A 22,031-nucleotide genomic window follows, 5' to 3' on the forward strand; every position below is an offset into this window, starting at 1 on the left:
CGGCAGCTTGATGCCGGCCCTACCCCAACCCCTCCAGCTCCTCGATCAGCTTCGCGATGACGCTCAGGCCCCCGTCCCAGAACTTCGGATCGCGGGCATCGAGGCCGAACGGGGCCAGCAGTTCGGAATGATGCTTGGTGCCGCCGGCCGACAGCATGGCGAGGTAGCGCTCGGCAAAGCCGCTCTCCGACTTCTCATAGACCGCATAGAGCGAGTTCACGAGGCAATCGCCGAAGGCATAGGCGTAGACATAGAACGGCGAATGGATGAAGTGCGGGATGTAAACCCAGAAGGTCTCGTAGCCAGGCCTGAGATCGATCGCCGGCCCGAGACTTTCCGACTGCACCGACATCCACAGTTCGCAGAGCTTGTCGGCGGTGAGTTCACCGTTGCGGCGCTCGAGATGAACCTTGCGCTCGAAAGTGTAGAACGCGATCTGCCGCACCACCGTATTGATCATGTCCTCGACCTTGGCGGCGAGCATGGCCTTGCGCTGCTTCTTGTCGGTGGTGTTGGCAAGCAGCTTGCGGAAGGTCAGCATCTCGCCGAACACGCTGGCGGTCTCCGCGAGCGTCAAAGGCGTCGGCGCCATCAGCGCGCCGTTCGGTGCAGCCAATACTTGATGCACGCCGTGGCCGAGTTCATGCGCCAGCGTCATGACATCGCGCGGCTTGCCCTGATAGTTGATCAGCACATAAGGATGCGCTGACGGCACGGTCGGATGCGAGAACGCGCCGGGCTGCTTGCCCGGCCGCACGCCGGCATCGATCCAGTTCTTCTGGAAGAAACGATCCGCCACTTCCGCCATCGTCGGTGAAAAAGCGCCGTAGGCCGTGAGCACCGTATTGCGCGCGTCGGTCCACGGAATGCTGCGTTGCTCGACCTTTGGCAGTGGCGCGTTGCGATCCCAGTGCGCGAGCTTCTTCTTGCCGAACCAGCTTGCCTTCAGCGCGTAATAGCGATGCGACAGCTTCGGATAGGCGGCGCGCACGGCCGAGACCAGAGCCTCGACCACCTCCGGCTCGACCCGGTTCGACAGATGCCGCGCGTCGGCGACATCCTTGAAGCCGCGCCAGCGGTCGGAAATCTCTTTGTCCTTGGCGAGCGTATTGGTGATCAGCGTGAAGGGCCGCAGATTGGCCTTGAAGGTCTTCGCCAAAGCCTCGGCGGCATCCTTGCGCTTGGCGCCGTCGGTGTCCTGCATGAAATTGAGCGTCGGCTCGATCGGCAATTCCTTGCCGCGCACCTTGAAGCGCAGCGCCGCGATGGTGTCGTCGAACAGCCGGTTCCAGGCCGAGTAAGCGGTCAGCGACTTCTCGTGGAAGAGCTGCTCGATGCGATCTTCGAGCTGATACGGCTTTTCTTTCCGCACATCCTCGATCCACGGCCGGTAATGACTCAGCGGAGCCGATGACATCGCCGAGTCCAGCACCTTGTCATCGATGCGGTTCAGCTCCAGATCGAAGAACAGGAGATGCGAGTACGCCGTGGTGATGCGCTCGTTCATGTCGCCATAGAACTTGGCGATGGTCTGATCGGTCGAGTTGCCGGCATGCAGCAGCCCGGCATAGGAGCCGATGCGGCCGAGCACGTCGGCGATCTTCTCGTAGCGCTTCACCGCCTCGCACAAGGCCTCGCTGGCGCCGGGCTGCGCCGCGAGCACGCCGAGCTTGCCCTTGTACAGTTCCTCGAACGCCACGCATTCGCTGTCCATCCAGGACAGGTCCTGCTTGAGCGCCGTGCTCTCAATGCCCGGATAGAGATCGTCGAGATTCCAGTCCGGCAGGCTGCCGAGCCTGACGGCGCCACCCGCCTTTGGCTTTGTCTTGATCGCCGTCTTGGCAGCCTTCCTAGGGGGCGCCTTGGCAACCGGTTTGGCGGCTTTGCGGGCAACGGGCTTCTTGCGGGTCGCTGGTCTGGCCATGGCTTGGATACGTTTTTCTCGGATACGTTTTGTTAGGGACAAAATCGGGATGGAATCGACGCGGAAATCTCGACTTATCTAAGCGTTGCGCCATGGCGGCGCGATGGCAAGGCACGATTTTTTCCTCTTTTTCACCCTGTCGGCAGGGCGCCCTCGCCGGCCTAAGCCATTTAAGAACCCCTTAAGGCTGCCTCCCAATACTGCGCCAAATCGGCACAGCCTGAGTCGCGTTAGCGCGGGACGGTGCGTTCTAAGGACGAGTCATGTCGCAAGTCGTGTTGATCGTCGACGACGATCCGGTCCAGCGTCGCCTGCTCGAAGCGATGGTGCAGCGTTTCGGCTACCGGCCGATGACCGCCGAGGGCGGCGATGCGGCCTTGCGTGTGCTGACCGGCGAGACCGCGCAGCCGGTCGATTGCGTCATTCTCGATCTTGTCATGCCCGACCTGGACGGCCTCGGCGTCCTTTCGCGGATGCGGCAGGTCGGCCTCGATGTTCCGGTCATCGTGCAAACCGCTCATGGCGGCATCGACAATGTCGTCTCGGCGATGCGCGCAGGCGCCACCGATTTCGTCGTCAAACCGGCCAGTCCCGAACGCCTCGAAGTCTCGTTGCGCAATGCGCTCGCCACCCGTGCGCTCGCCGGCGAATTACAGCGCGTGAAGCGCAGCCGCGACGGCACCTTGAGCCTCGCCGACGTCATTACCCGCTCGCCGGCGATGACGCCGGTCCTGAAGGCGGCAGAGAAAACCGCGACCTCCGACATCCCGGTGCTACTCGAAGGCGAAAGCGGCGTCGGCAAAGAACTGATGGCCCGTGCCATTCACGGCTCGGGCGAACGCCGAGCCAGACCCTTCGTCGCCGTCAATTGCGGCGCGCTTCCCGAGCATCTGATCGAGTCGATCCTGTTCGGTCACGAGAAAGGCGCCTTCACCGGCGCCACCGAGAAACACACCGGCAAGTTCGTCGAGGCCGACGGCGGCACGCTCTTTCTCGACGAGGTTGGCGAACTGCCGCTGGCCGCGCAGGTGAAGCTGCTGCGTGCCCTTCAGGAGAGCGAAGTCGAGCCCGTCGGCTCGCGCAAGGCCGTGAAGGTCGATGTGCGCATCATCTCCGCCACCAATCGCGACCTCATCGCCGAGGTGAAGGCCGGGCGCTTCCGTGAAGACCTGTTTTATCGCCTGCATGTTTTCCCGATCACCATTCCTCCGCTACGGCAGCGGCCGGAGGACATCGAGGCGCTGGCGCGTCACTTCGTGACGCGGATCGCCGCCGAGCAAGGCAAGCGCATCCGCGGCTTCGACGCGGCGACGCTTGCCGCACTCACCGCCTATCGCTGGCCAGGCAATGTACGCCAGCTCGAGAACGCGGTTTATCGTGCCGTCGTCATGGCCGATGGCGACACGATCGGTGTCGGCGAATTCCCGCAACTCGCCGGCGTGCACAACGACACGACGATAGTCAACGTTCATGCCGCGCCCGACACCGTACCGTTAATGAATCATGACGGCGTTTACGTTGATGGCAGCATCAGCTTGCAGGAGCGCATGCTGCGTCTTAATCGTTCAGCTATGACGCAGACCCAACCAGTGCTGTCGTTAACCGACGATCACAACGACGTGAAACCGCTCGAGGACATCGAGCGCGAAGTGATCCGCTTTGCCATCGAGCATTATCGCGGGCAGATGTCGGAAGTGGCGCGTCGTCTCAAAATCGGACGATCGACTCTCTATCGCAAGCTTGAAAGCCTGCAAATGCAGGATGAAACGAGCATCGCGCCGAGCGACGAAACGGTCGACGCCGGTTAATCATTAAAATTTTAGCGATCGCGCGCCGCGTTCACTTTGATGCAAGGTAAGCGGCGGCCACACGCCGATTTCATTTCGTAACGCGCGCCGTTCGGTCGCATAATGCGCCGACAAAACTCGATCTATATTGCCCTTGCCGGAGAGACCGGCAGGCTTTCGGTTAACGGGACGCATCGCATTCGATGCATCGTGATAACGAAAGCCGTGTGGTGTGGAGTGAAAAGCGTGATGCGTAAAACCAGGCTCGAGCGTTTGACGGCCGGCACAATGCTGGCGCTCGTTACGGCAACGGCGCCGTCTTTCGCCACGCCCGACAGCATCCGTCAGGTCGCACCGCTGCCGCCCTCGATCAACGGCGTGCGCATCATCCAGCGCCGCCCCGAGCCGATGCCGGAGCGCGCCGAACCGGCGCCGGTGCCCATGCCGCCCGAAGTTCGCCGCGAAGCACCGCGGCAGGAACAAGTGCGGCAAGAACCCGTTCGCACAGAGCCGGTGCGTGTGGAAACTCCACGGCCCGAGGCCGAGCCCGCCCGCGCCGAAGCGCCGCGCGGCGACGGCAATTTCGTCACGGCGACGCTCGACAAGTTCTTCGGCGCGACGGACGCGCAGATCGCCGACAAGCTGCGCGCCGCGATGGCCGGCAAGAAGTCCGACAAGGCCGACGGCGAACGCCGCGCAGTCGAGAGCTTCTACGCCTCGCGCAACTACGCGCCGATGTGGATCCGCGATGGCCGCCTCACCGCCAGCGCCAAGTCGGCGATCCTGCGCATGAAGAACGCGCAAGCCGACGCGCTCGAACCCTCTGACTATGCCGTTCCGGATTTCGCCCAGGCCGGCAGCGCCGATCAGCTTGCCGCCGCCGATTATAAGCTCACGCTGGCGGCGCTCGATTATGCGCGCCATCTCTCGCTCGGCCGCATCGCGCCGACGCGCGTCACTGCCGAAGTCGATTACGGCAAGCGCGATGTCGACAATGCCGAGTTGCTGCGCAAGCTCGCCGACGCCCGCGATGCCAATGCCGCCTTCGACTCTTTCGAGCCGCCACACCAGGCCTACAAGGCGCTCAAGCGCAAGCTCGCCGACATGCGCGACGGCGGCGCCCGCGCCGATGCCAATGAGCGCATCGCGACCGGTCCCGCGATCAAGCCCGGCGACAAGGATGCGCGCGTGCCGATGTTGCGCGAACGGCTCCATGTACGGCTCTCCGCGCAGGGCCCGCGGACCGTGCAGGTGCGCGACCAGCGCACCGGCCGCATCAAAGTGGTGAAGCTGCCGGCGGAAGATCCGAAGGCCAATGAACTCGTCTATGACAAGGCCTTGTTCAACGCGATCAAGAACGTGCAGGCCCGCGCCGACATCAAGCCGACCGGCGTGATCGACAACCGCACCATCGCCGCCATCAACGGCCCGTCGCAGCAGCAGCAGATCCAGACCGTGATGGCCAACATGGAGCGCTGGCGCTGGCTGCCGCGCAACCTCGGCGCCAATTACGTGATGGTCAACGTGCCCGACTTCACGCTCAAGGCCGTGCGCGACAACAACGTCGTCTGGCGCACCAGGATCGTCGTCGGCAAGCCGCAGACGCCGACGCCGCTGCTCACGGCCGCGATGGACAATGTCGTCGTCAACCCGTCCTGGTACGTGCCGCAGTCGATCATCCAGAACGAATTGCTGCCGCAATATGCCAGCGACCCGAACATCTTCGACCGCATGGGCTTAGAGGTGAAGCGCGGTCCGGACGGCCACATCAATGTGGTGCAGCCGCCCGGCATGGCCAATGCGCTCGGCCGCATCAAGTTCAACTTCCCCAACAAGTACCAGGTCTACCTGCACGACACGCCGGAGAAGCGGCTGTTCGCCGCCGACAAGCGCGCCTACAGCCACGGCTGCATGCGCGTCGAGAACCCGACCAAGTTGGGCGAGGTGATGCTGGCGATGGCGATCCCGGGCCCGACGCCGACGCAGCCGCAGATCGAGCGCCTGGTCGGCCAAGAGGAGAAGATCTTCAAGATGGTCAACCGGCCGATGGTCCACCTGACCTATCAGTCCGCTTTCGTCGACGACGACGGCAAACTGCAGGTGCGCGACGACATCTACGGCTTCGACAAGCGCATCCACGCCATCATGACGAGCGATGAGCGCCGCGTTGCCGACGTCGCGCCGCCGCAGGACAAGACCCGCGATCTGTCGACGCTCAAGAGCAACCAGGAAATCCTCAGCCGCGTCGAGCGCCGCGAGGCCGGCAACCCGTTCTCGTTCTTCGAGAAGATTTTCAGGTAGGACGGCAGCCCGTCATTCCGGGCCGGGCGCGAAGCGCGCGGGCCCGGAATCCATACACCGCAGCACCGGGGTTATGGATTCCGGGCTCGCGTGCCATCGCGCGTCGAGAACCGGGGTAAGCGCTGTGCTGGCACGCGCCCCGGAATGACTGATGCCGCCCCCCGAGTTCCCTCCGATACCGACCTTATTTCGACAATTTTCCCCCTTAACCACTTTGCCGCACGGGGGATCTTCGCCCGCGACAAGGGATGATTAACCAATCCCGCCAACACTGACGGCCGTCAGCACGGCCGCTTGAACCGGGCGTACCGATGGCTGTCGGACGAAGTTCTTGGATTGTGTCAGTGTCGGTACGCGGCGTCTCTCGCCATAAATCCCTTTTCAATCGGCGCCTGAGCAGCAGGCTTGGCCTGGTTGCCACGCTCGCCGGTACCATGGTGCTTGGCGCGGCCTATGCGCTGCAGCCGGCCGCGGCCGAGGGCGACAGCCGCACCCTCTCCTTCCTGCACCTGCATACGCGCGAGGCCATCACCGTCACCTTCAAGCGCAACGGCCGTTACGACGAGGCGGCGCTAAAGAAGCTCAACTGGTTCCTGCGCGACTGGCGCAAGGACGAAGACGTCAAGATGGACCCGGAGCTGTTCGATATCCTCTGGCAGGTCTATCGCGAGGTCGGCGGCAGGGAGCCGATCGAGATCATCTCCGCCTATCGCTCCCCCGGTACCAACAATATGCTGCGCGCGCGCTCGAGCGGAGTCGCCGAGAACTCGAACCACACCACCGGCCACGCCATCGATTTTGAAATCCCCGGCGTGCCGCTCGCCAAGATCCGCGAAGTCGGCCTGCGCCTGCAGCGCGGCGGCGTCGGCTTTTATCCGACCTCCGGTTCGCCATTCGTGCATCTCGACACCGGCTCGATCCGCCACTGGCCGCGCATGACGCGCGACCAGCTGGTCAAGGTGTTCCCCGACGAGCGCACGGTGCACATCCCGTCCGATGGCCAGCCACTCGCCGGCTACGCGCTGGCGCTCGCCGACGTGCAGCGCCAGGGCAATGCGCCGTCCGGCGTGATCATGGCGCAGGCACGCGAGGCCGGCATCACCGAGGCGCGCAGCGACACGGTCAAAAAGCCGCGCAATTTGCTGGCCGCTTTGTTCGCCCGATCCGCCACCGCGGAGGAACGGTCGGATGACGCGCAGGCCGCCGAGCCCACGCCGGCGAAGGTCACGCTCGCCAGCGCCGGTACCAGTGCCAATGTGAAGCCGAAGCTCATCGAAACAACGACGATCGTGCCGTTGCCATCGTCGCGGCCGAAACCGGTCGCGGTCGCCGCCGCCGAGCCGGCCCCTGCCGCGCCAAATGTGATCGCGCCGGCTGCGGGGATTTGGACCAATGCGGTCGCGAGCGGCGATCTGGCGCCGGCGGTGGCGCAATCGCCGTTCACCTTCGCCGATACCATGACCACGGCGTCGACCGATGCGCTTGCCTATGCCGCCGAGCCGGCGCGCGCCGCCACACGATTGCCGCAGCCGCGCCCCGCCAAGGCGCCACCGATGGGCGCCAATATTCCGGCCGCGCCGCCGGCGGCGATGATCGCCGCGGCGTCGACTGGCGCCAGCGCTGCGCAATTCGTGGCACCCGCGCTCACCGGCGGCGGCGGCCGCACCGACAGCCCGTGGGTGCGTGCGGCGATACTGGCGCCCGATCTCTCAGGGTACATGACCGCGACTCACATGGGTGCGCGCGACATGAGCCAGTTCGGTCATCTGCTGCACAAGCCGGCTCAGGCGGTGATGATGGGCTTCTCGGCTGATCCGGGCCTCGGCCTGGTGACGCACACTTTCACCGGCCGCGCCGTGAGCTTCCTCGCGACGGCGACCTTCGTGTCGCAGACGACGGCGTCGCTGAGGTAACTCGGCAGTTCGCGCACCAATCCGTCGTCATGCCCCGCGAAAGCGGGGCATCCAGTAATCACATGTGTCTCTGAGGGTACTGGATCGCCCGCGTTCGCGGGCGATGACAGTCTGAGAATGCCTTGGCGAAGCCTCTACTGCAGCATCCCGAGGGCGTGCATGTAGGTCTCGAGGATCTCTTCCTGCTCGCGGCGCTCATTGGCGTCCTGCTTACGCAGGCGCACGATGGTGCGCAGCGCCTTGGCGTCGAAACCGTTCGACTTGGCCTCGGCGTAGACATCCTTGATATCGTCCGAAGTCGCCTTCTTCTCTTCTTCCAGCCGCTCGATACGCTCGATGATCGACTTGAGCTGGTCCTTGGCGAAGCGGTGCGAGACTTCGTCCTTATCGGGCTCTGCGGGCATCGCCATTACCAGTAACTCCTTCAAATGCACGTTCGGCAGCCGCCCCAGCAAGGCGGGCTTCAGCAACGTCTCAGGAGGCAAGGTTTCGGATTCCGGCCGCGCAAAATCAAGGCGGCGGAGGGGTCATCCACGTTGTCCACACGCCGGATCGGCGCCGTGTCATGGAACGGACTTTTTTAGTGCTGCGGTCTGGACTTTTCGAACGCCGCTTTCTGGTCGGCCGAAGCCTCTTTCTGGTGCTTGGCGCGCCATTGCTCGTAGGGCTCGCCATAGACGATCTCTCGGGCTTCGTCCTTGGACAGCGGTACGCCCGTAGCATCGGCGGCGTCCTTCATCCAGTTCGACAGGCAGTTGCGGCAAAAGCCGGCCAGATTCATCAGGTCGATGTTCTGCACGTCGGTCCGCTGGCGCAAATGCTCGACCAGGCGGCGGTACACGGCGGCTTCGAGCTCGGTGCGGGTCTTTTCATCGAATTCAGCGCTCATGGAACGGCCTTTCCTCGGTTTCTTCAAAGATAGGGGCGCCGGACGGCCGTTTCCATAAGAAAACCCGCCGCATTCCGGTCTGGAACGCGGCGGGTTCATTAGTGAAGCGTGGCGGTATCAGGTTTTCATCGTCGCCTTCACCCGGTCCGGCGTCATCGGCAGGTGGCGCAGGCGCTTGCCGGTGAGCTGGAACATGGCGTTGGCAATCGCCGGCGCCACGGTGACGACACCGATCTCGCCCATCCCCGACGGCGCATTGTCTGTCGCGACGATGCGGGTGTGGATTTCCGGCACGTCGCTCATGCGCATCACCGGATAGCTGTCGAAATTCGAGGCCTGGACGGCGCCGTCCTTGACCGCGAACTCCTCGATCAGCGCCGCCGACAGGCCGTAAACCACGGCGCTCTCGAGTTGGGCATGGACATTATCCGGTTGAACGACGATGCCGGGGTCGACCGCGATCCAGTAATTATGAACCTTGATCTTGCCGGTCTTGTCGTCAAACGAGACCTCGGCCACGCCGGCCGAGAACGTGCCGTGATAATCGGAGAAGGCGATACCGAGGCCGTGCCCCGGCCGCTTGCGGCTGAAATCCGACATCTCGACCACCGCCTTCAGCACCGCCTGCGCGCGTGGATGATCCTTGGTCAGTTCGAGCCGCAGCGCGAGCGGATCCTTACCCGCCGCCTGCCCGACCTCATCAAGGAAGGCTTCGGCCGCGAACTTGTTGTAGCCCGAGCCGATGCCGCGCCAGGCATGAACGCGCATGCCGCGTTCTTCCCGGGCGTATTCGGCGAGCACGTTCGGGATCGCATAGAACGCCTGATCGAGCCCACGCGCACCGATATAGTCCTTGCCGCCGGTCGCCTTGAAACGTGGCGGTGAGGCAACGGCATCGACGTTCTCCGACACCAGACGATGATGCCAGCCGACGATATTGCCCTTGGCGTCGAGGCCGGCCTTCATGGCGTGATGCGTCATCGGGCGCGGCCGCGCCGCGGCGACGTCTTCCTCGCGGGTGAGGATCAGCTTGACCGGCTTTTTGACGATATTAGAGAGGATGGTCGCCTGGATCGCCGCATCGGGCCAGATGCGCCGGCCATAGCCGCCGCCGAGGAATTGCTGGTGAATGCGGATCTTGTCCGGTGTCGTCTTGAGAATGCCGGACAGGATGAAGCCGGCGAGCGCACCGAACTGCGTGCCGGTCCAGACATCGGCGGACTTGCCGTCCTCCGACACTTGCGCCACGGCATTCATCGGCTCCATCTGCGCATGGTAGGTGTATTCCGACCAATAGGCTGCCTCGATGGTCTTGACCGCGCCGGAAAGACCCGCCTTCACGTCGCCGGCCTGATACTCGACCTTGGTTTCGGTCGACGGATCCTTGCCCTTGGCGGCATAGTCGGCCTTCGCCTTCTCGCTGTCGAACTTAGCGGCGACCGCGCCCGAGGTATCCCAGGTCACCTTCAAGGCATCGATCGCCTTGCGTGTAGCCTCCACCGTATCGGCGATAACGGCGACGCCGAACGGCAGCGGCAGCACCTTGCTGACGCCTTTCACCTTCATGACGTCATTGGTGTTGACCTCCTTGGGCTTGGCGCCTTCCATCGGCGACTGCAGGATCGATGCATAGACCATGCCCGGAACGCGCACGTCGATGCCGTATTGCGCCTTGCCGGTCGCCTTCAGCGGCACATCGCTGCGGCCGATATCCTTGCGGCCGATCAGCTTGAACTCCGACGGCTTCTTCAGGTCGCCTTCGCCGATCTTCGGCAGTTCGGCCGGGACCGTGGCAATTTTGACCACGTCGCCATAGCTCATACGCTTGCCGGACGCGCGATGGATGACCATCGAGCTCTCCGTGGTGAGCTCTGAAGCCGGCACCTTCCATTGCGCCGCGCAGGCATCGATCAGCACTTTGCGGGCTTGCGCGCCGGCGACACGCAGCGGCGTGAAATAACCGGGCACCGAGACGCTCGCCGCGGTGATTTGCGCGCCCTCGAACAGATGATGCGGATTGCCGTAGACCTTCGGATTGGCCGGCGCGAATTCGGTTTTGACTTTCGACCAGTCAGCATCCAGTTCTTCGGCGAGAATGAGCGGCAACGACGTATAGACGCCCTGCCCCATTTCGGCGCTCGGGCAGACGATCGTGATAGTGTTGTCTTCAGCGATGCTGACGAAGGCATTGAACTTCGTCGGCTGGGTGGCGCCGCGCGCCTCACCGCCACGGCCGAGACCGCCGAGCGTGAACGCAAAACTGAGACCGACGGTGCCGGCCACGAAACCGCGGCGGCTCATACGGGTGTCGACGAACCCGTCCTTGACTGCGATGGTCATGGCTTCAGGCCTCCTTCGCCGCACGCTGGATGGCTTTGACGATGCGCGGATAGGTGCCGCAGCGACAAATGTTGCCGTCCATGTGTTCGACAATCTGCTCGCGGCTCGGTTGTTTATTGGTCGCGAGTAAAGCCGCGGCCTGCATGATCTGACCCGACTGGCAGTAACCGCATTGCGGCACTTGCTCGGCGACCCAGGCCTTCTGCAGCGGATGCTGGCCGTTCGGCGACAGGCCTTCGATCGTCGTCACATTGCGACCGGCGACCTTTGACACGGCAATCTGGCAGGAGCGGAGTGGCTTGCCATCGACATGAACCGTGCAGGCGCCGCACAGGCCCGAACCGCAGCCGAATTTGGTGCCGGTCAGTTCGAGATGTTCTCTTACAACCCAGAGCAGAGCCGTGTCCGGCTCGGCTTCAACGCTTGCCGATTTTCCGTTGATTGTGAACGAAATTGCCGCCATCAGTTCCCTCCCTCGAGGAATGTCTTATGACCAGGGGCGCGGTTTTTCCGCGTTCGTTTCAGCCGGAGCCTTCATCGAGCCTGGTTAGCGCCACGCCTGGCGACCAAAGTTCGACGATGCGTCCATACTGTCTTGTTAGAACTGGACAAATTATAGACGGTATTCGGTGACGGTCAGGTAGGAAAAGAATTGATGAGTGACGGGCTGCGACCTTTTCTCACAGGATTGTTTCGCGCGGCGGTCGAGGCCGCCCACCCGTCGTCGTTCCTGCCGGCGCTCCTGCCCACGCCGCCGAAAGGCCGCATCGTCCTGCTCGCCGCCGGCAAGGCCGCCGGCTCCATGGTCGAAACCGCCGAGCGGCACTATCTCGACACGCTCAAGTTGCCCACCGACCGGCTCGCTGGCGTTGCCGTGGCGCGGCACGGCTATGGCCGGCCCACCCGTGTGGTGACGATGATCGAGGCGGGACACCCCGTCCCCGACGAAGCCGGGCTCAAGGGCGCGGCGCGCGCGCTCGAACTCGCCGGCAGCGCAGGCGCCGACGATGTCGTGCTGGTGCTGATGTCGGGCGGCGCCTCCGCCAACTGGATTGCGCCGGCCGACGGAATTTCGTTTGCCGACAAACAGGCAGTGACGCGCGCTTTGCTGCGCTGCGGCGCGCATATCGGCGAGATCAACACGGTGCGCAAGCATCTCTCCCGCATCAAGGGCGGGCGCCTGGCGGCGCATGCCTTTCCGGCCAAGGTGATCACCATCGCCATTTCCGACGTGCCGGGCGACGATCCCTCCGCGATCGGCTCCGGCCCCACGGTGCCCGATCCGACGACGCTCGCCGATGCGCGCGCCATCGTCGCCAAATACAAACTCGACCTGCCGGCGTCGGTCACGCAGGCGCTGAACGATCCCGCCAACGAGTCGCCCAAGCCCGGCGATCCGAAGCTGGCGCATTCGTCCTATACACTCGCGGCGCGGCCGGCCGATGCGCTCGATGCGGCCGAGAAGGCTATCGTGGCCGCGGGCTATGAGTGCATCTCGCTCGGGGCTGACGTCGAGGGCGAGGCCCGCGAGGTGGCCGCCGCGCATGCGGCCATGGCGCACGACCTGCGCGCCCAGGGTCGGCGAGCCGTCATCGTCTCGGGCGGCGAGCTCACCGTGACCATGCGCGGCAAGGGCCGCGGCGGCCCCAACCAGGAATATGCGCTGGCGCTGGTGGCGCCTTTGACTGGAATGACCGGTGTAGCCGCGATCGCCGGCGATACAGATGGCACAGATGGAGGTGGCGGTTCTGCCGCGGACCCCGCGGGGGCCCTGGTCGATGGCGACACTGCGTCCCGTGCTAAAGCAATTGGCCTCGATCCCGCCGCGTTTCTGGCCGATAATAACTCTACTGAATTTTTCGCTCGCCTCGGCGACCTGCTCGAACCGGGCCCTACCTTCACCAACGTCAACGACTTCCGCGCGATCGTCGTCGACACGCCATGACGGTCTGCTTTACAAACACGAATCGTCCGACCCCGCCGGCACCGTGATCGCTTTGCTCTTTTCACTCACCAGATGCCGCGCTCTTCGCCTTGCCGCTGTCCTGCTGCCGGCGCTGATGGCCTTCGCTATCGCCATGGCCGAGCCCGCGCGCGCCGATTTCCGGCTCTGCAACAACACCGGCAGCCGCGTTGGCGTCGCCATCGGTTACAAGGACGCCGAAGGCTGGATCACCGAAGGCTGGTGGAACATCTCGGCGCGCAGCTGCGATACGCTTTTGCGTGGTACGCTTGTCGCGCGTTACTATTACATTTACGCGGTCGATTATGACCGCGGCGGCGAATGGTCTGGCCATGCCTTCATGTGCTCGCGCGAAAAGGAATTCACCATCCGCGGCACCGAGAATTGTCTGGCGCGCGGCTACGACCGCACTGGGTACTTCGAAGTCGATACGCAGGAGCAGCGGTCATGGACGGTCCAACTAACCGACACTGCCGAACAGCCGGTCGACCGGCCGTTGCTCCCGCGCGGAGGACCGCCGCCGCGCACACCAGGCCCGCCGCCGATGCCGCCTCAGCCGCCTGATCTCAACCGGGAAGGATTGCGCCGATGAGACGTCACCGCCGCGCCAAGATCGTGGCCACGCTCGGGCCGTCTTCATCGACCCGGGACATGATCGACGCGCTGTTCAAGGCCGGGGCCGACGTCTTTCGCATCAATATGAGCCATACGAGCCAGGAGCGCCTGCGCGAGCTGGTGGCCATGATCCGCCAGGTCGAAGAGGACAATGGCCGTCCGATCGGCATCCTCGCCGACCTCCAGGGCCCGAAGCTGCGCCTCGGCACCATCGAGGGCGGCTCGATCGCGGTGAGGAAAGGCGACACCGTCGTCCTCGACTCCAATCCCGCCATCGGCGGCGCGGATCGCATTTATCTGCCGCATCCGGAAATTATCTCGGCCGTGGAGCCGGGCCATACGCTGCTCATCGACGACGGCAAGGTGCGTCTCACCGTGACGAAGGCCGAGCCAGACCGCATCACCGCGCGCGTCGAGGTCGCGGGCAAGCTCGCGGATCGCAAGGGCGTCAGCGTTCCTGATACGACGATCCCGGTCTCCGCGCTCACCGCCAAGGATCTGTCGGATCTCGAAGCAGCGCTGGAAGCCGGTATCGACTGGCTCGCTCTATCTTTCGTGCAACGCCCCGAAGACGTCGCCGAAGCCAAGAAGCTGACGCGCGGCCGCGCGCTGGTGATGGTCAAGGTTGAGAAGCCACAGGCCGTCGCGCGGCTGAGCGAGATCATCGAGATCGCCGATGCGCTGATGGTGGCGCGCGGCGATCTTGGCGTCGAAATGCCGCTCGAAAAAGTGCCCGGCGTGCAGAAGCAGATGACGCGACTCGGCCGCGCCACCGGCAAGCCGGTCGTGGTTGCGACGCAGATGCTGGAGTCGATGATCTCCTCGCCGGTGCCGACGCGCGCCGAAGTCTCCGACGTCGCCACCGCGATCTACGAAGGCGCGGACGCCGTGATGCTGTCGGCGGAATCCGCGGCCGGCCAGTATCCGCTCGAAGCGGTGACGACCATGAGCCGCATCGCGGCGCAGGTGGAAAGCGACGCGCCCTATCGCGAAATCATCAATGCGCAGCGCACCAAACCCGAGTCAACCGGCGCCGACGCGATTGCCGATGCCGCGCGTCACATCGCCGACACGCTCGACCTTGCCGCCGTGATCTGCTGGACCTCATCGGGCTCGACCGCCTTGCGCGTCGCGCGCGAACGTCCGCGGCCGCCCATCGTGGCACTGTCGCCCAAGTTGGAAACCGGCCGCCGCCTGTCCGTGGTGTGGGGCGTGCACTGCGTCGTCACGGAAGACGCCCACGACCAGGACGACATGGTCGACCGCGCCTGCCGCATCGCCTTCCGGGAAGGCTTCGCCAAGACCGGCCAGCGCGTCATCGTCGTCGCCGGCGTCCCGCTCGGCACGCCAGGCGCGACCAACATGCTGCGAATCGCCTATGTCGGTGCCGACGACAGCACCGATTGAGGCATTTGAACTGTTCTAGCCGCCAGCCGATTTGATTTACCTGATTTAACTGTTCGGCAAGCACGACCGCGCGCGGATAGAACCGTAAAGCCGTTGTTAAGCCCCAAGGTGTCTTTAGGGCCCGGAACGGGGACAGGAATGCAGAGCGACGTCAGGGTCTACAGCTTGCCGAGGTGGCGCGTGACCCGCTGGCTGGTCGATGCGGGCCCCGGCATTCCGGACGATATCCGTCAGGCGCTCATTGCCAGTCTGTTCAGCGGCCTGCCGGTGTTCTTCGGTGGCGCCGTGAATGTCATTGCGGTGGCCGGGGCGATTGCGCTGAAAACGCAAAAGCCGGTGTTCATCGCCTGGCTCGTCTTCGAAGTCATCATCTGCGCTATGCGACTCATCGTGCTGATGATCGCGCGGCGGGCGGCGCTCGAAGGCCGCAGAACCCCCACCGATCTCTATCTGATGCTTGGGCTGGCCTGGAGCTGCGGCGTCGGCTACGGCGTCCTGACCACCATGGCGAGCGGCGAATGGCTGATCGCCAGCGCCGCCTGCCTGTCTGGCGCCGCCATGGTCGGCGGCATCTGCCTGCGCAATTTCGGCGCACCGCGACTTGCGTCTGCAATGATCCTGACCAGCATCGGACCAAGCCTGGCCGGCGCAGCGCTCTCCGGCGAAGCGCTGTATTTCATCGTGTTCATCCAGGCGCCGATGTATTTCTTCGCCATGTCGGCGGGCGCTTTCCGGCTCAACAAGATGCTGGTCACCAGCATGCTGGCCGAGCGCGAGAACGATCATCGTGCGCGCCACGACTCCCTCACCGGCCTGTCGAACCGGCACGGCCTGGTGAACGTGGCCAATGCCAGGCTCACCGCCGCGCGCGACAGCGGCCGTTCGCTCTCGTTGCTGTTCATCGACCTCGACGGGTTCAAGGCGGTCAACGATACCTACGGCCATGCGGCGGGCGATACATTGCTCAAGCTGGTCGCCGAACGTTTGCGCCAGATGTTAGGCGCTGACGATATTGCCGCGCGTATCGGCGGCGACGAATTCGTAATGCTGGTAGACGATCGCGACGAAGCCGAAACTCTGGCGCTCGCCGAAACGCTGATTACCGAGGTGTCCTCGTCCTACGATCTCGGCGACGGTGCCACCGCCAACATTGGCCTGAGCATCGGCATTGCCATGGCGCCGGAGCACGGCGAGTCGATCGAAGCACTTCTAGCCACAGCCGATGCCGCGCTGTACGAGGCCAAGTCGCAGGGCAAGTGCCGCTGCTGCATGGCCTCCGTGACGGCCAACGTCGCCGCGCTGCAGCGCCTGCGCGGCCGCACCGCATTGGCGGACGCAGCGGTGGCCGCGGCCTGAAGTGGCGACGTCGCGCTCTTGCTGATAACTAAAGCGGACAATTTGGCGATTGAGCGGACAACATACCATGAGCGTCACGCTGCAGTTCTGTGGGGCCGCCCGAACCGTCACCGGCTCCTGCTATCTGCTGCAAAGCAAGGCCGGACGTCTGCTGGTCGACTGCGGAATGTATCAAGGCTCCAAGACGCTCAAGGAGCTCAACTACGGCCGCTTCCCGTTCAACCCGTTCGACATCGATGCCGTGCTGCTGACGCACGCCCACATCGATCACAGCGGCCTGTTGCCCAAGCTGGTCCGTGCCGGCTTTGCCGGACGCATCATCGCGACACGCGGCACCATCGACCTGTGCTCCTACATGCTGCCGGACGCCGGCAGCATCCAGGAATCCGAAGTCGTAGCGCTGAACCGGCGCAACGCCGCGCGCGGCCGTCCCGAGGTCACGCCGATCTATACCGAGGCCGACGCCATGGCGTCGCTCCAGGCCTTCCAGCCGGTGGAATACGAGACCTGGATCGAGCCGGTCCGCGGCGTCCGCGCGCGCTACTGGAATGCCGGCCACCTGCTCGGCTCGGCGTCTATCGAGATCGAATTCGAGGGCGAAGGCAAAGGCGGCAAGCCGCTGCGCCTGCTGTTTTCCGGCGATGTCGGACCGGACGCCAAGCTGCTGCATCCGGATCCCGAAGCGCCGACGGGATTCGACTACGTCATTTCGGAATCCACCTATGGCGACACAGACCGGCCGCCGATCACGCCGCCATCGCGCCGCGCCCGGCTCGGCGACATGGTGCGTGCCGCCCATGCCGCCGGCGGCCCGCTGCTCATCCCGGCCTTCGCCGTCGAGCGCACCCAGGAGCTGATCGTCGAACTGATCGACCTGATGGAGGAAGGCCTCGTGCCGTCGGCGCCGATCTTTCTCGATTCACCGCTGGCGATCCGCGCCACCGAAGTCTTCCGCCAGCACGCCTCGGAGCTGACGACCGACATCGAGGTCAACCGCATGCTGGCGTCGCCGCACTTGCGCTTCACCGAGACCGTCGACGAGAGCAAGTCGATCGCAAAATTCACCGGCTTTCACGTCATCATCGCCGGCAGCGGCATGTGCGACGCCGGCCGCATCCGCCATCATCTCAAGCGCTGGCTGTGGCGGCCCAATGCCACCGTGATGCTGTCCGGCTTTCAGGCACAGGGCACGCTCGGCCGCTTCCTGGTGGACGGAGCGACTGCCGTCCGCATCCAGGGCGAGGAGATCAAGGTCAAGGCGCGCATCGTTTCGTTCGACGAGTATTCCGGCCACGCCGACGGACCCGAGCTGGCGCGCTGGATCGCCGGGCGCCGGCCGATAGAACGCGCAGTGTTCCTGGTCCATGGCGAAGAGCCGGCGCTGGCCGGTCTGTCCGAACGCATCGCCGAGCGCATCGTGCCGGCCGCCAAAGTGCACGTGCCGATCCTCGACGACATCTATGAACTCACCACGTCGGCGCCGACACCGCTCGACGGCAAGCAGCGCCGGCGGCTGACGCCGGAAGCGGTGATTTCGCTCGACTGGCACAACGAGATGTCGAAGCTGATCCTCGACATCAACGATCGCATCGAGGCCGCCGCCGACGACCGCGCCCGCGGCGTCATCGTGCGCCGGCTGCGCCGGGCTCTCGATCAGAATTAAGACGGCGAGCGGCGAGCGTCAGATATCGCGGCCTTCGACCTCTTCCTGCAGCTTCTTCACCACATCGGGGATACGCTGCAGGCGCGGATAGACGTCGAGAGCGCGGCGATAGGCGTCAAGTGCGCGCTTGTCGTCGCCGATGTCCTGCAGGATGAGGCCGAGACCGGCCAGGGCGCCGAAGTGACGTGGCTCGCGGCGCAGCACTTCGCGGATGTCGGCGAGCGAACGGCCGTATTCCTTCTTCATGTAATAGAGCGTGGCGCGGCGGTTCCAGCCTTCGACGTAATCGGGCCGGATCTTGACGATGCCGTCGAGGAGCTTGATCGCCAGATCGGTGTCCTTGGCCTCGATGGCGGTCCGCACCCGCGTCATCAGCAGGTTGGCGGTGTCACTCGTCGACACCATCCACTGCGCCCAGATGCGCTGCTCGATGGCCTTGGCGCTGGTCTCGTCGGGCGCCACTTTCAGCGCACCGAACAGGAAATTGAGGTCTTCGCTGAACGGCTTGCGCTTGGGCACATTGGCCGGCGGCTCGACCCAGCTGCCGGGCTCGGCATAGGACGGCGAGGCCACGGCGCCCGCGAGAGCTAAGGCGGCGGCAACGAGGATGGCGGGCGCGCGGAATCGGTCCATGAGAGAAGACTAGCGTCTCCTCCAATCATGGCAAATCAGCAGCTTTTGATGAGGAAACCGGCCTGAGGCCGGAAAGGGCCTGGCGGCGGTCGCCTTAGCCCTGACGGGCCTTAAAGCGCGGATTGGTCTTGTTGATGATGAAAACGCGGCCTTTGCGCCGGACCAGCTTGTTGTTCCGGTGGCGCCCACGCAGCGATTTCAATGAGTTACGGATCTTCATTGCAATCTCACAGGCTTTGAGTTGCGGGGTTTTTAGGGGTCCGGAGCCCCCCTGTCAACGAAAGGTGCGCCGGTGTGGTTTAGGCCTCCCCTGTGCTCTACATTCCCCGCCAAGGCCCCGAGAGGGTCTGGACAGAGGAATCCGAGGAGTAGCCATGCAGCGCAGCCGCGACCGCTTTCTGACCACCCACACCGGCAGCCTGCCCCGCCCGGACGACCTGATCCGGATGATGTATGCCAAAGAGGAAGGCATCCCGGTCGAGCCCCATGCGCTGGCCGAGCGGATCAGGTCCGCCGTCGCCGAGATCGTCAAAAAGCAGGCCGACGCGGGCGTCGATCTCATCAATGACGGCGAGATGTCGAAGCCGAGCTACGCGACCTATGTGAAAGACCGCCTCAACGGCTTCGGCGGCACCGGCAACACCTTCGTCTATCAGGACGTTCACGAATTCCCGGCTCTGGAAAAGAAGGTGTTCGGCGATCCCGGGCGCTCGCGCCGCAAGACGCCGGCCTGCAACGCGCCAATCAGTGTGCGCGACAAGCAGGCACCGCTCGACGACATCGCCAACCTCAAAGATGCGCTCAAGACCGTGCCGCATGTCGGCGGCTTCATGAGCGCCGCCTCGCCGGGTGTCGTGTCGCTGTTCTTCCGCAACGACCACTACAAGGATTTCGAGACCTATATCTACGCGATCGCAGACGCGATGAAATATGAGTACGAGGCCGTGGCCAATGCCGGCCTGGTCCTGCAGATCGACTGCCCCGATCTCGCCATGGGCCGGCACATCCAATATGCCGATCTCGACCTCGCCGGTTTCCGCAAGCGCGCGCAGCTCCATATCGAGGCGCTCAATCACGCGGTGGCCAATATTCCCGAAGAAAGCCTGCGCATGCATCTGTGCTGGGGCAACTACGAGGGCCCACATCATTTCGATGTGCCGCTGTCCGACGTCATCGATATCGTATTCAGGGCCAAGCCGGTCGCCGTCTCGCTCGAGGCGGCAAATCCGCGCCACGCGCATGAATGGGCCGTGTTCGAAAAGGTGAAGCTGCCGGACGGCAAAGTACTGATCCCCGGCGTGCTCGAATCGAAATCGAACTTCATCGAGCATCCCGAACTGATCGCGCAGCGTATCGGCCGTTACGCCAAGCTCGTCGGCCGCGAGAACGTCATTGCCGGTTCGGATTGCGGCTACGGCACCTGGGTCGGCCAGGCCGCGGTCGATCCGCAGGTGGTGTTCGCCAAGCTCGCGGCCATGGCCGAAGGCGCAAGGATCGCGAGCAAGCAGTTCTGGTGACATCGCATCAAGAGTGTCGTCATCGCCCGCGAAAGCGGGCGATGACGGGACGCGCTAGACCGGCGGCGATTCCTGCTCGGCCTTGGCATTGCGCCAGCGCTTGTAGAAGTGCGGGGCGAAAATCACGAGCGCGATCACCGCCAGCATCAGCAATGCATAGCGGATATTGTCGGTGTCGCCGGCCAGCGCCTGGGTGCCGGCATAGCCGATATAGGTGTAGGCCACCGTTGACGGCGCCATGAATACGACCGTCGCCGTGACATAATGCCAGAACGGAATGCGCGTCAGCCCGAGCATGTAGTTGAGGATGGTGTAAGGGATCACCGGCACCAGCCGCACGAAGGCGACGAAGCGCCAGCCGTCTTCCTCAACGCTCGTCATCACCTTCTGCACACGCGGTCCGGCGCGGCGGCGGACCCAGTCGGCCGCGCCGTGACGCGCGACAAGAAAGGCGCCGGCCGCGCCCAATGTGCCGCCGACAAGATTGATCAGGCTGCCATAGATGGGGCCGAACACCGCGCCGCCGACGACATCGAGGATGCCGCCGGGCAATCCCGCCACGGTGCTGATGGCATAAAGCAGAATAAAGCCGGCCGGCGCCCAGTGACCGAGGCTTGTGACGCGCGCCTGCAACGATGGCACATCGGTGACGCCCCAGAACAGCCAGACCATGGCAAGAACAGTCGCCGCGACCGCGAGCGCGGTCAGGGCCAGTAACAGCCAGCGACGTTGACGTGTCATGGACTTGTGCGTGCTTGCGGAAGCGTTCGGAAAGATGGCGGGAACCTGAAAGCCGGCGGTGCCTACCACGCCGCGCCGGAACCGGTCAAACTGCTGATTTTCAAAGGGTATTAAGAAACCAGACGCGGCAACCGGCCCTGCTCCCGGTGCAGAGCGGCCGCGACATTGGCGCGGTTTATTTCGGCGGCCCGCCGTGCCAAGCACCGCGGTACTCAACGCATTTCACGCAGAGGCCAGTTATGACCACCGTCGCCCGTACCTTCTTTCACGTTCCCGTCTTCGGGTGGCTGCTGAAGGACGCTGTCCACGGCGCGGCGGACGCGAAGTACTACTTCTTCGGTAATGTCCTCGTTCTGCTGGCGGTGCTAGTCTATTGGGTTGGCTATCCGCTGCTGATCGTGCTGGCGCTGACCGCCGCGGTCGTGACGCTGAGCATGATCCTCCTGTTAACGGCGACCGACCTGATTGATCAGCGCGCACGCCGCATCAGGGCGCGAGCGGCGGCCATGCGCCGTTAGGCGCTCGCACGCAGGCGACACTATAATACAGGGCAAGTCCGCATTGCAGGCCGCTGCCAAAGCTCCATTAGAATGCGGCAGCGATTCGATGTCCCTTGCATGTAGAAAGCGGAGCAGCCCATGGCATGGACGTATTTGATTCTCGCCGGTTTATTTGAAATCGGCTGGCCCATTGGCCTGAAGCTCGGCGGCACCGAATCCTTGTCACGCCTGATGTGGATCGGCTTCGCGGCGGTCTGCATGATCGCCAGCGGTTTCCTGCTTCTGTTGGCGCAGCGGGAAATTCCGATGGGGACAGCCTATGCGATCTGGACCGGTATTGGCGCGGTGGGAGCCTTCACGGTCGGCATCATCGCTTTCGGCGACGCGAACACCGCAATGCGCTGGGCATCCGTCGCGCTGATCACCGCGGGCATTATCGGCCTGAAAATGGCCTGACGCGACAGCGCCGCCAACCTTGCGAC

The 22,031-nt window shown here is 64.2% G+C and carries 19 protein-coding genes; 11 read left to right on the plus strand and 8 right to left on the minus strand.

Features of this window, described 5'->3' with window-relative positions:
• Positions 1–19: 19 nt before the first annotated feature.
• Positions 20–1,924, minus strand: a complete 1,905-nt coding sequence (locus E8Q40_RS18790) for a M3 family oligoendopeptidase (RefSeq protein WP_137045974.1) — start codon at positions 1,922–1,924, stop codon at positions 20–22.
• A 263-nt stretch (positions 1,925–2,187) separates the two neighbouring features.
• Between E8Q40_RS18790 and E8Q40_RS18795 the strand changes: the two genes are divergently transcribed.
• The 3 genes from E8Q40_RS18795 to E8Q40_RS18805 all read left to right on the plus strand — a co-directional run bounded on the left by E8Q40_RS18795 (position 2,188) and on the right by E8Q40_RS18805 (position 7,925).
• Entirely contained in the window at positions 2,188–3,732 is a 1,545-nt protein-coding gene (locus tag E8Q40_RS18795) for a sigma-54 dependent transcriptional regulator (protein ID WP_137045975.1), read from the plus strand.
• A 228-nt stretch (positions 3,733–3,960) separates the two neighbouring features.
• The gene (locus tag E8Q40_RS18800) at positions 3,961–6,012 is read left to right on the plus strand and encodes a murein L,D-transpeptidase (protein WP_168197911.1); all 2,052 of its coding nucleotides are present in this window, start codon (positions 3,961–3,963) and stop codon (positions 6,010–6,012) included.
• Positions 6,013–6,356: 344 nt separating this feature from the next.
• Positions 6,357–7,925 carry a DUF882 domain-containing protein gene (locus tag E8Q40_RS18805; RefSeq protein WP_246662916.1) on the plus strand — a complete coding sequence of 523 codons (1,569 nt, stop codon included), beginning with the start codon at positions 6,357–6,359 and terminating at the stop codon, positions 7,923–7,925.
• 134 nt (positions 7,926–8,059) lie between these two features.
• On the opposite strand, the gene E8Q40_RS18810 is transcribed toward E8Q40_RS18805, so the two are convergent.
• The 4 genes from E8Q40_RS18810 to E8Q40_RS18825 form a co-directional block, all read right to left on the minus strand.
• Positions 8,060–8,335 (minus strand): DUF2312 domain-containing protein, encoded by a 276-nt coding sequence (locus tag E8Q40_RS18810; RefSeq protein WP_137045978.1) that lies wholly within the window; start codon positions 8,333–8,335, stop codon positions 8,060–8,062.
• Positions 8,336–8,505: 170 nt separating this feature from the next.
• Entirely contained in the window at positions 8,506–8,814 is a 309-nt protein-coding gene (locus tag E8Q40_RS18815) for a DUF1244 domain-containing protein (protein ID WP_137045979.1), read from the minus strand.
• A gap of 117 nt (positions 8,815–8,931) precedes the next feature.
• Positions 8,932–11,154 carry a molybdopterin cofactor-binding domain-containing protein gene (locus tag E8Q40_RS18820; protein WP_137045980.1) on the minus strand — a complete coding sequence of 741 codons (2,223 nt, stop codon included), beginning with the start codon at positions 11,152–11,154 and terminating at the stop codon, positions 8,932–8,934.
• A gap of 4 nt (positions 11,155–11,158) precedes the next feature.
• A complete protein-coding gene (locus E8Q40_RS18825; protein WP_137045981.1) occupies positions 11,159–11,617 on the minus strand; it encodes a (2Fe-2S)-binding protein in 459 nt (152 codons plus the stop codon).
• Positions 11,618–11,809: 192 nt separating this feature from the next.
• On the opposite strand from E8Q40_RS18825, the gene E8Q40_RS18830 reads away from it, so the two are divergent.
• The 5 genes from E8Q40_RS18830 (at position 11,810) to E8Q40_RS18850 (ending at position 18,158) form a co-directional block, all read left to right on the plus strand.
• Positions 11,810–13,099 carry a glycerate kinase gene (locus E8Q40_RS18830; RefSeq protein WP_137045982.1) on the plus strand — a complete coding sequence of 430 codons (1,290 nt, stop codon included), beginning with the start codon at positions 11,810–11,812 and terminating at the stop codon, positions 13,097–13,099.
• 115 nt (positions 13,100–13,214) lie between these two features.
• Positions 13,215–13,709: a DUF1036 domain-containing protein gene (locus E8Q40_RS18835; protein WP_137045983.1), complete on the plus strand. Its 495-nt coding sequence runs from the start codon at positions 13,215–13,217 to the stop codon at positions 13,707–13,709.
• Positions 13,706–15,139 (plus strand): pyruvate kinase, encoded by a 1,434-nt coding sequence (gene pyk / locus E8Q40_RS18840; protein ID WP_137045984.1) that lies wholly within the window; start codon positions 13,706–13,708, stop codon positions 15,137–15,139. Before E8Q40_RS18835 ends, pyk begins: the two co-directional genes overlap by 4 nt.
• Before the next feature lie 138 nt (positions 15,140–15,277).
• A complete protein-coding gene (locus E8Q40_RS18845) occupies positions 15,278–16,495 on the plus strand; it encodes a GGDEF domain-containing protein (protein WP_137045985.1) in 1,218 nt (405 codons plus the stop codon).
• 67 nt (positions 16,496–16,562) lie between these two features.
• On the plus strand, positions 16,563–18,158 hold the full coding sequence (locus E8Q40_RS18850) for an MBL fold metallo-hydrolase (protein ID WP_137045986.1): 1,596 nt from the start codon (positions 16,563–16,565) through the stop codon (positions 18,156–18,158).
• Between the two features lie 18 nt (positions 18,159–18,176).
• Here the strand turns inward: E8Q40_RS18850 and E8Q40_RS18855 are convergent, their stop codons facing one another.
• Together E8Q40_RS18855 and ykgO are read right to left on the minus strand one after the other, a co-directional pair.
• Positions 18,177–18,791 (minus strand): tetratricopeptide repeat protein, encoded by a 615-nt coding sequence (locus E8Q40_RS18855; protein WP_137045987.1) that lies wholly within the window; start codon positions 18,789–18,791, stop codon positions 18,177–18,179.
• A gap of 94 nt (positions 18,792–18,885) precedes the next feature.
• On the minus strand, positions 18,886–19,011 hold the full coding sequence (ykgO, locus tag E8Q40_RS18860; RefSeq protein WP_115515415.1) for a type B 50S ribosomal protein L36: 126 nt from the start codon (positions 19,009–19,011) through the stop codon (positions 18,886–18,888).
• 154 nt (positions 19,012–19,165) lie between these two features.
• On the opposite strand from ykgO, the gene E8Q40_RS18865 reads away from it, so the two are divergent.
• Positions 19,166–20,308, plus strand: a complete 1,143-nt coding sequence (locus E8Q40_RS18865) for a cobalamin-independent methionine synthase II family protein (protein WP_137045988.1) — start codon at positions 19,166–19,168, stop codon at positions 20,306–20,308.
• A 54-nt stretch (positions 20,309–20,362) separates the two neighbouring features.
• Here the strand turns inward: E8Q40_RS18865 and E8Q40_RS18870 are convergent, their stop codons facing one another.
• Positions 20,363–21,049, minus strand: a complete 687-nt coding sequence (locus E8Q40_RS18870) for a TVP38/TMEM64 family protein (RefSeq protein WP_137045989.1) — start codon at positions 21,047–21,049, stop codon at positions 20,363–20,365.
• Between the two features lie 239 nt (positions 21,050–21,288).
• Here E8Q40_RS18870 and E8Q40_RS18875 point away from each other — a divergent pair, with 239 nt between their 5' ends.
• Both E8Q40_RS18875 and E8Q40_RS18880 read left to right on the plus strand, forming a co-directional pair.
• Positions 21,289–21,567 (plus strand): hypothetical protein, encoded by a 279-nt coding sequence (locus E8Q40_RS18875; protein WP_137045990.1) that lies wholly within the window; start codon positions 21,289–21,291, stop codon positions 21,565–21,567.
• 120 nt (positions 21,568–21,687) lie between these two features.
• Positions 21,688–22,005 carry a multidrug efflux SMR transporter gene (locus E8Q40_RS18880; protein WP_137045991.1) on the plus strand — a complete coding sequence of 106 codons (318 nt, stop codon included), beginning with the start codon at positions 21,688–21,690 and terminating at the stop codon, positions 22,003–22,005.
• Positions 22,006–22,031 lie beyond the last annotated feature (26 nt).

It is taken from the genome of Pseudolabrys sp. FHR47 (assembly GCF_005153485.1).
Lineage (GTDB): Bacteria > Pseudomonadota > Alphaproteobacteria > Rhizobiales > Xanthobacteraceae > Pseudolabrys.

Coding starts and splice junctions, on each gene's coding strand:
- E8Q40_RS18815 (WP_137045979.1), bottom strand. CDS start 8,814: ATGAGCGCTGAATTCGATGAAAAGACCCGCACCGAGCTCGAAGCCGCC.
- E8Q40_RS18820 (WP_137045980.1), bottom strand. CDS start 11,154: ATGACCATCGCAGTCAAGGACGGGTTCGTCGACACCCGTATGAGCCGC.
- E8Q40_RS18845 (WP_137045985.1), top strand. CDS start 15,278: ATGCAGAGCGACGTCAGGGTCTACAGCTTGCCGAGGTGGCGCGTGACC.
- E8Q40_RS18880 (WP_137045991.1), top strand. CDS start 21,688: ATGGCATGGACGTATTTGATTCTCGCCGGTTTATTTGAAATCGGCTGG.
- E8Q40_RS18790 (WP_137045974.1), bottom strand. CDS start 1,924: ATGGCCAGACCAGCGACCCGCAAGAAGCCCGTTGCCCGCAAAGCCGCC.
- E8Q40_RS18835 (WP_137045983.1), top strand. CDS start 13,215: ATGGCCTTCGCTATCGCCATGGCCGAGCCCGCGCGCGCCGATTTCCGG.
- ykgO (WP_115515415.1), bottom strand. CDS start 19,011: ATGAAGATCCGTAACTCATTGAAATCGCTGCGTGGGCGCCACCGGAAC.
- E8Q40_RS18800 (WP_168197911.1), top strand. CDS start 3,961: ATGCGTAAAACCAGGCTCGAGCGTTTGACGGCCGGCACAATGCTGGCG.
- pyk (WP_137045984.1), top strand. CDS start 13,706: ATGAGACGTCACCGCCGCGCCAAGATCGTGGCCACGCTCGGGCCGTCT.
- E8Q40_RS18875 (WP_137045990.1), top strand. CDS start 21,289: ATGACCACCGTCGCCCGTACCTTCTTTCACGTTCCCGTCTTCGGGTGG.
- E8Q40_RS18810 (WP_137045978.1), bottom strand. CDS start 8,335: ATGGCGATGCCCGCAGAGCCCGATAAGGACGAAGTCTCGCACCGCTTC.
- E8Q40_RS18830 (WP_137045982.1), top strand. CDS start 11,810: ATGAGTGACGGGCTGCGACCTTTTCTCACAGGATTGTTTCGCGCGGCG.
- E8Q40_RS18855 (WP_137045987.1), bottom strand. CDS start 18,791: ATGGACCGATTCCGCGCGCCCGCCATCCTCGTTGCCGCCGCCTTAGCT.
- E8Q40_RS18850 (WP_137045986.1), top strand. CDS start 16,563: ATGAGCGTCACGCTGCAGTTCTGTGGGGCCGCCCGAACCGTCACCGGC.
- E8Q40_RS18865 (WP_137045988.1), top strand. CDS start 19,166: ATGCAGCGCAGCCGCGACCGCTTTCTGACCACCCACACCGGCAGCCTG.
- E8Q40_RS18795 (WP_137045975.1), top strand. CDS start 2,188: ATGTCGCAAGTCGTGTTGATCGTCGACGACGATCCGGTCCAGCGTCGC.
- E8Q40_RS18870 (WP_137045989.1), bottom strand. CDS start 21,049: ATGACACGTCAACGTCGCTGGCTGTTACTGGCCCTGACCGCGCTCGCG.
- E8Q40_RS18825 (WP_137045981.1), bottom strand. CDS start 11,617: ATGGCGGCAATTTCGTTCACAATCAACGGAAAATCGGCAAGCGTTGAA.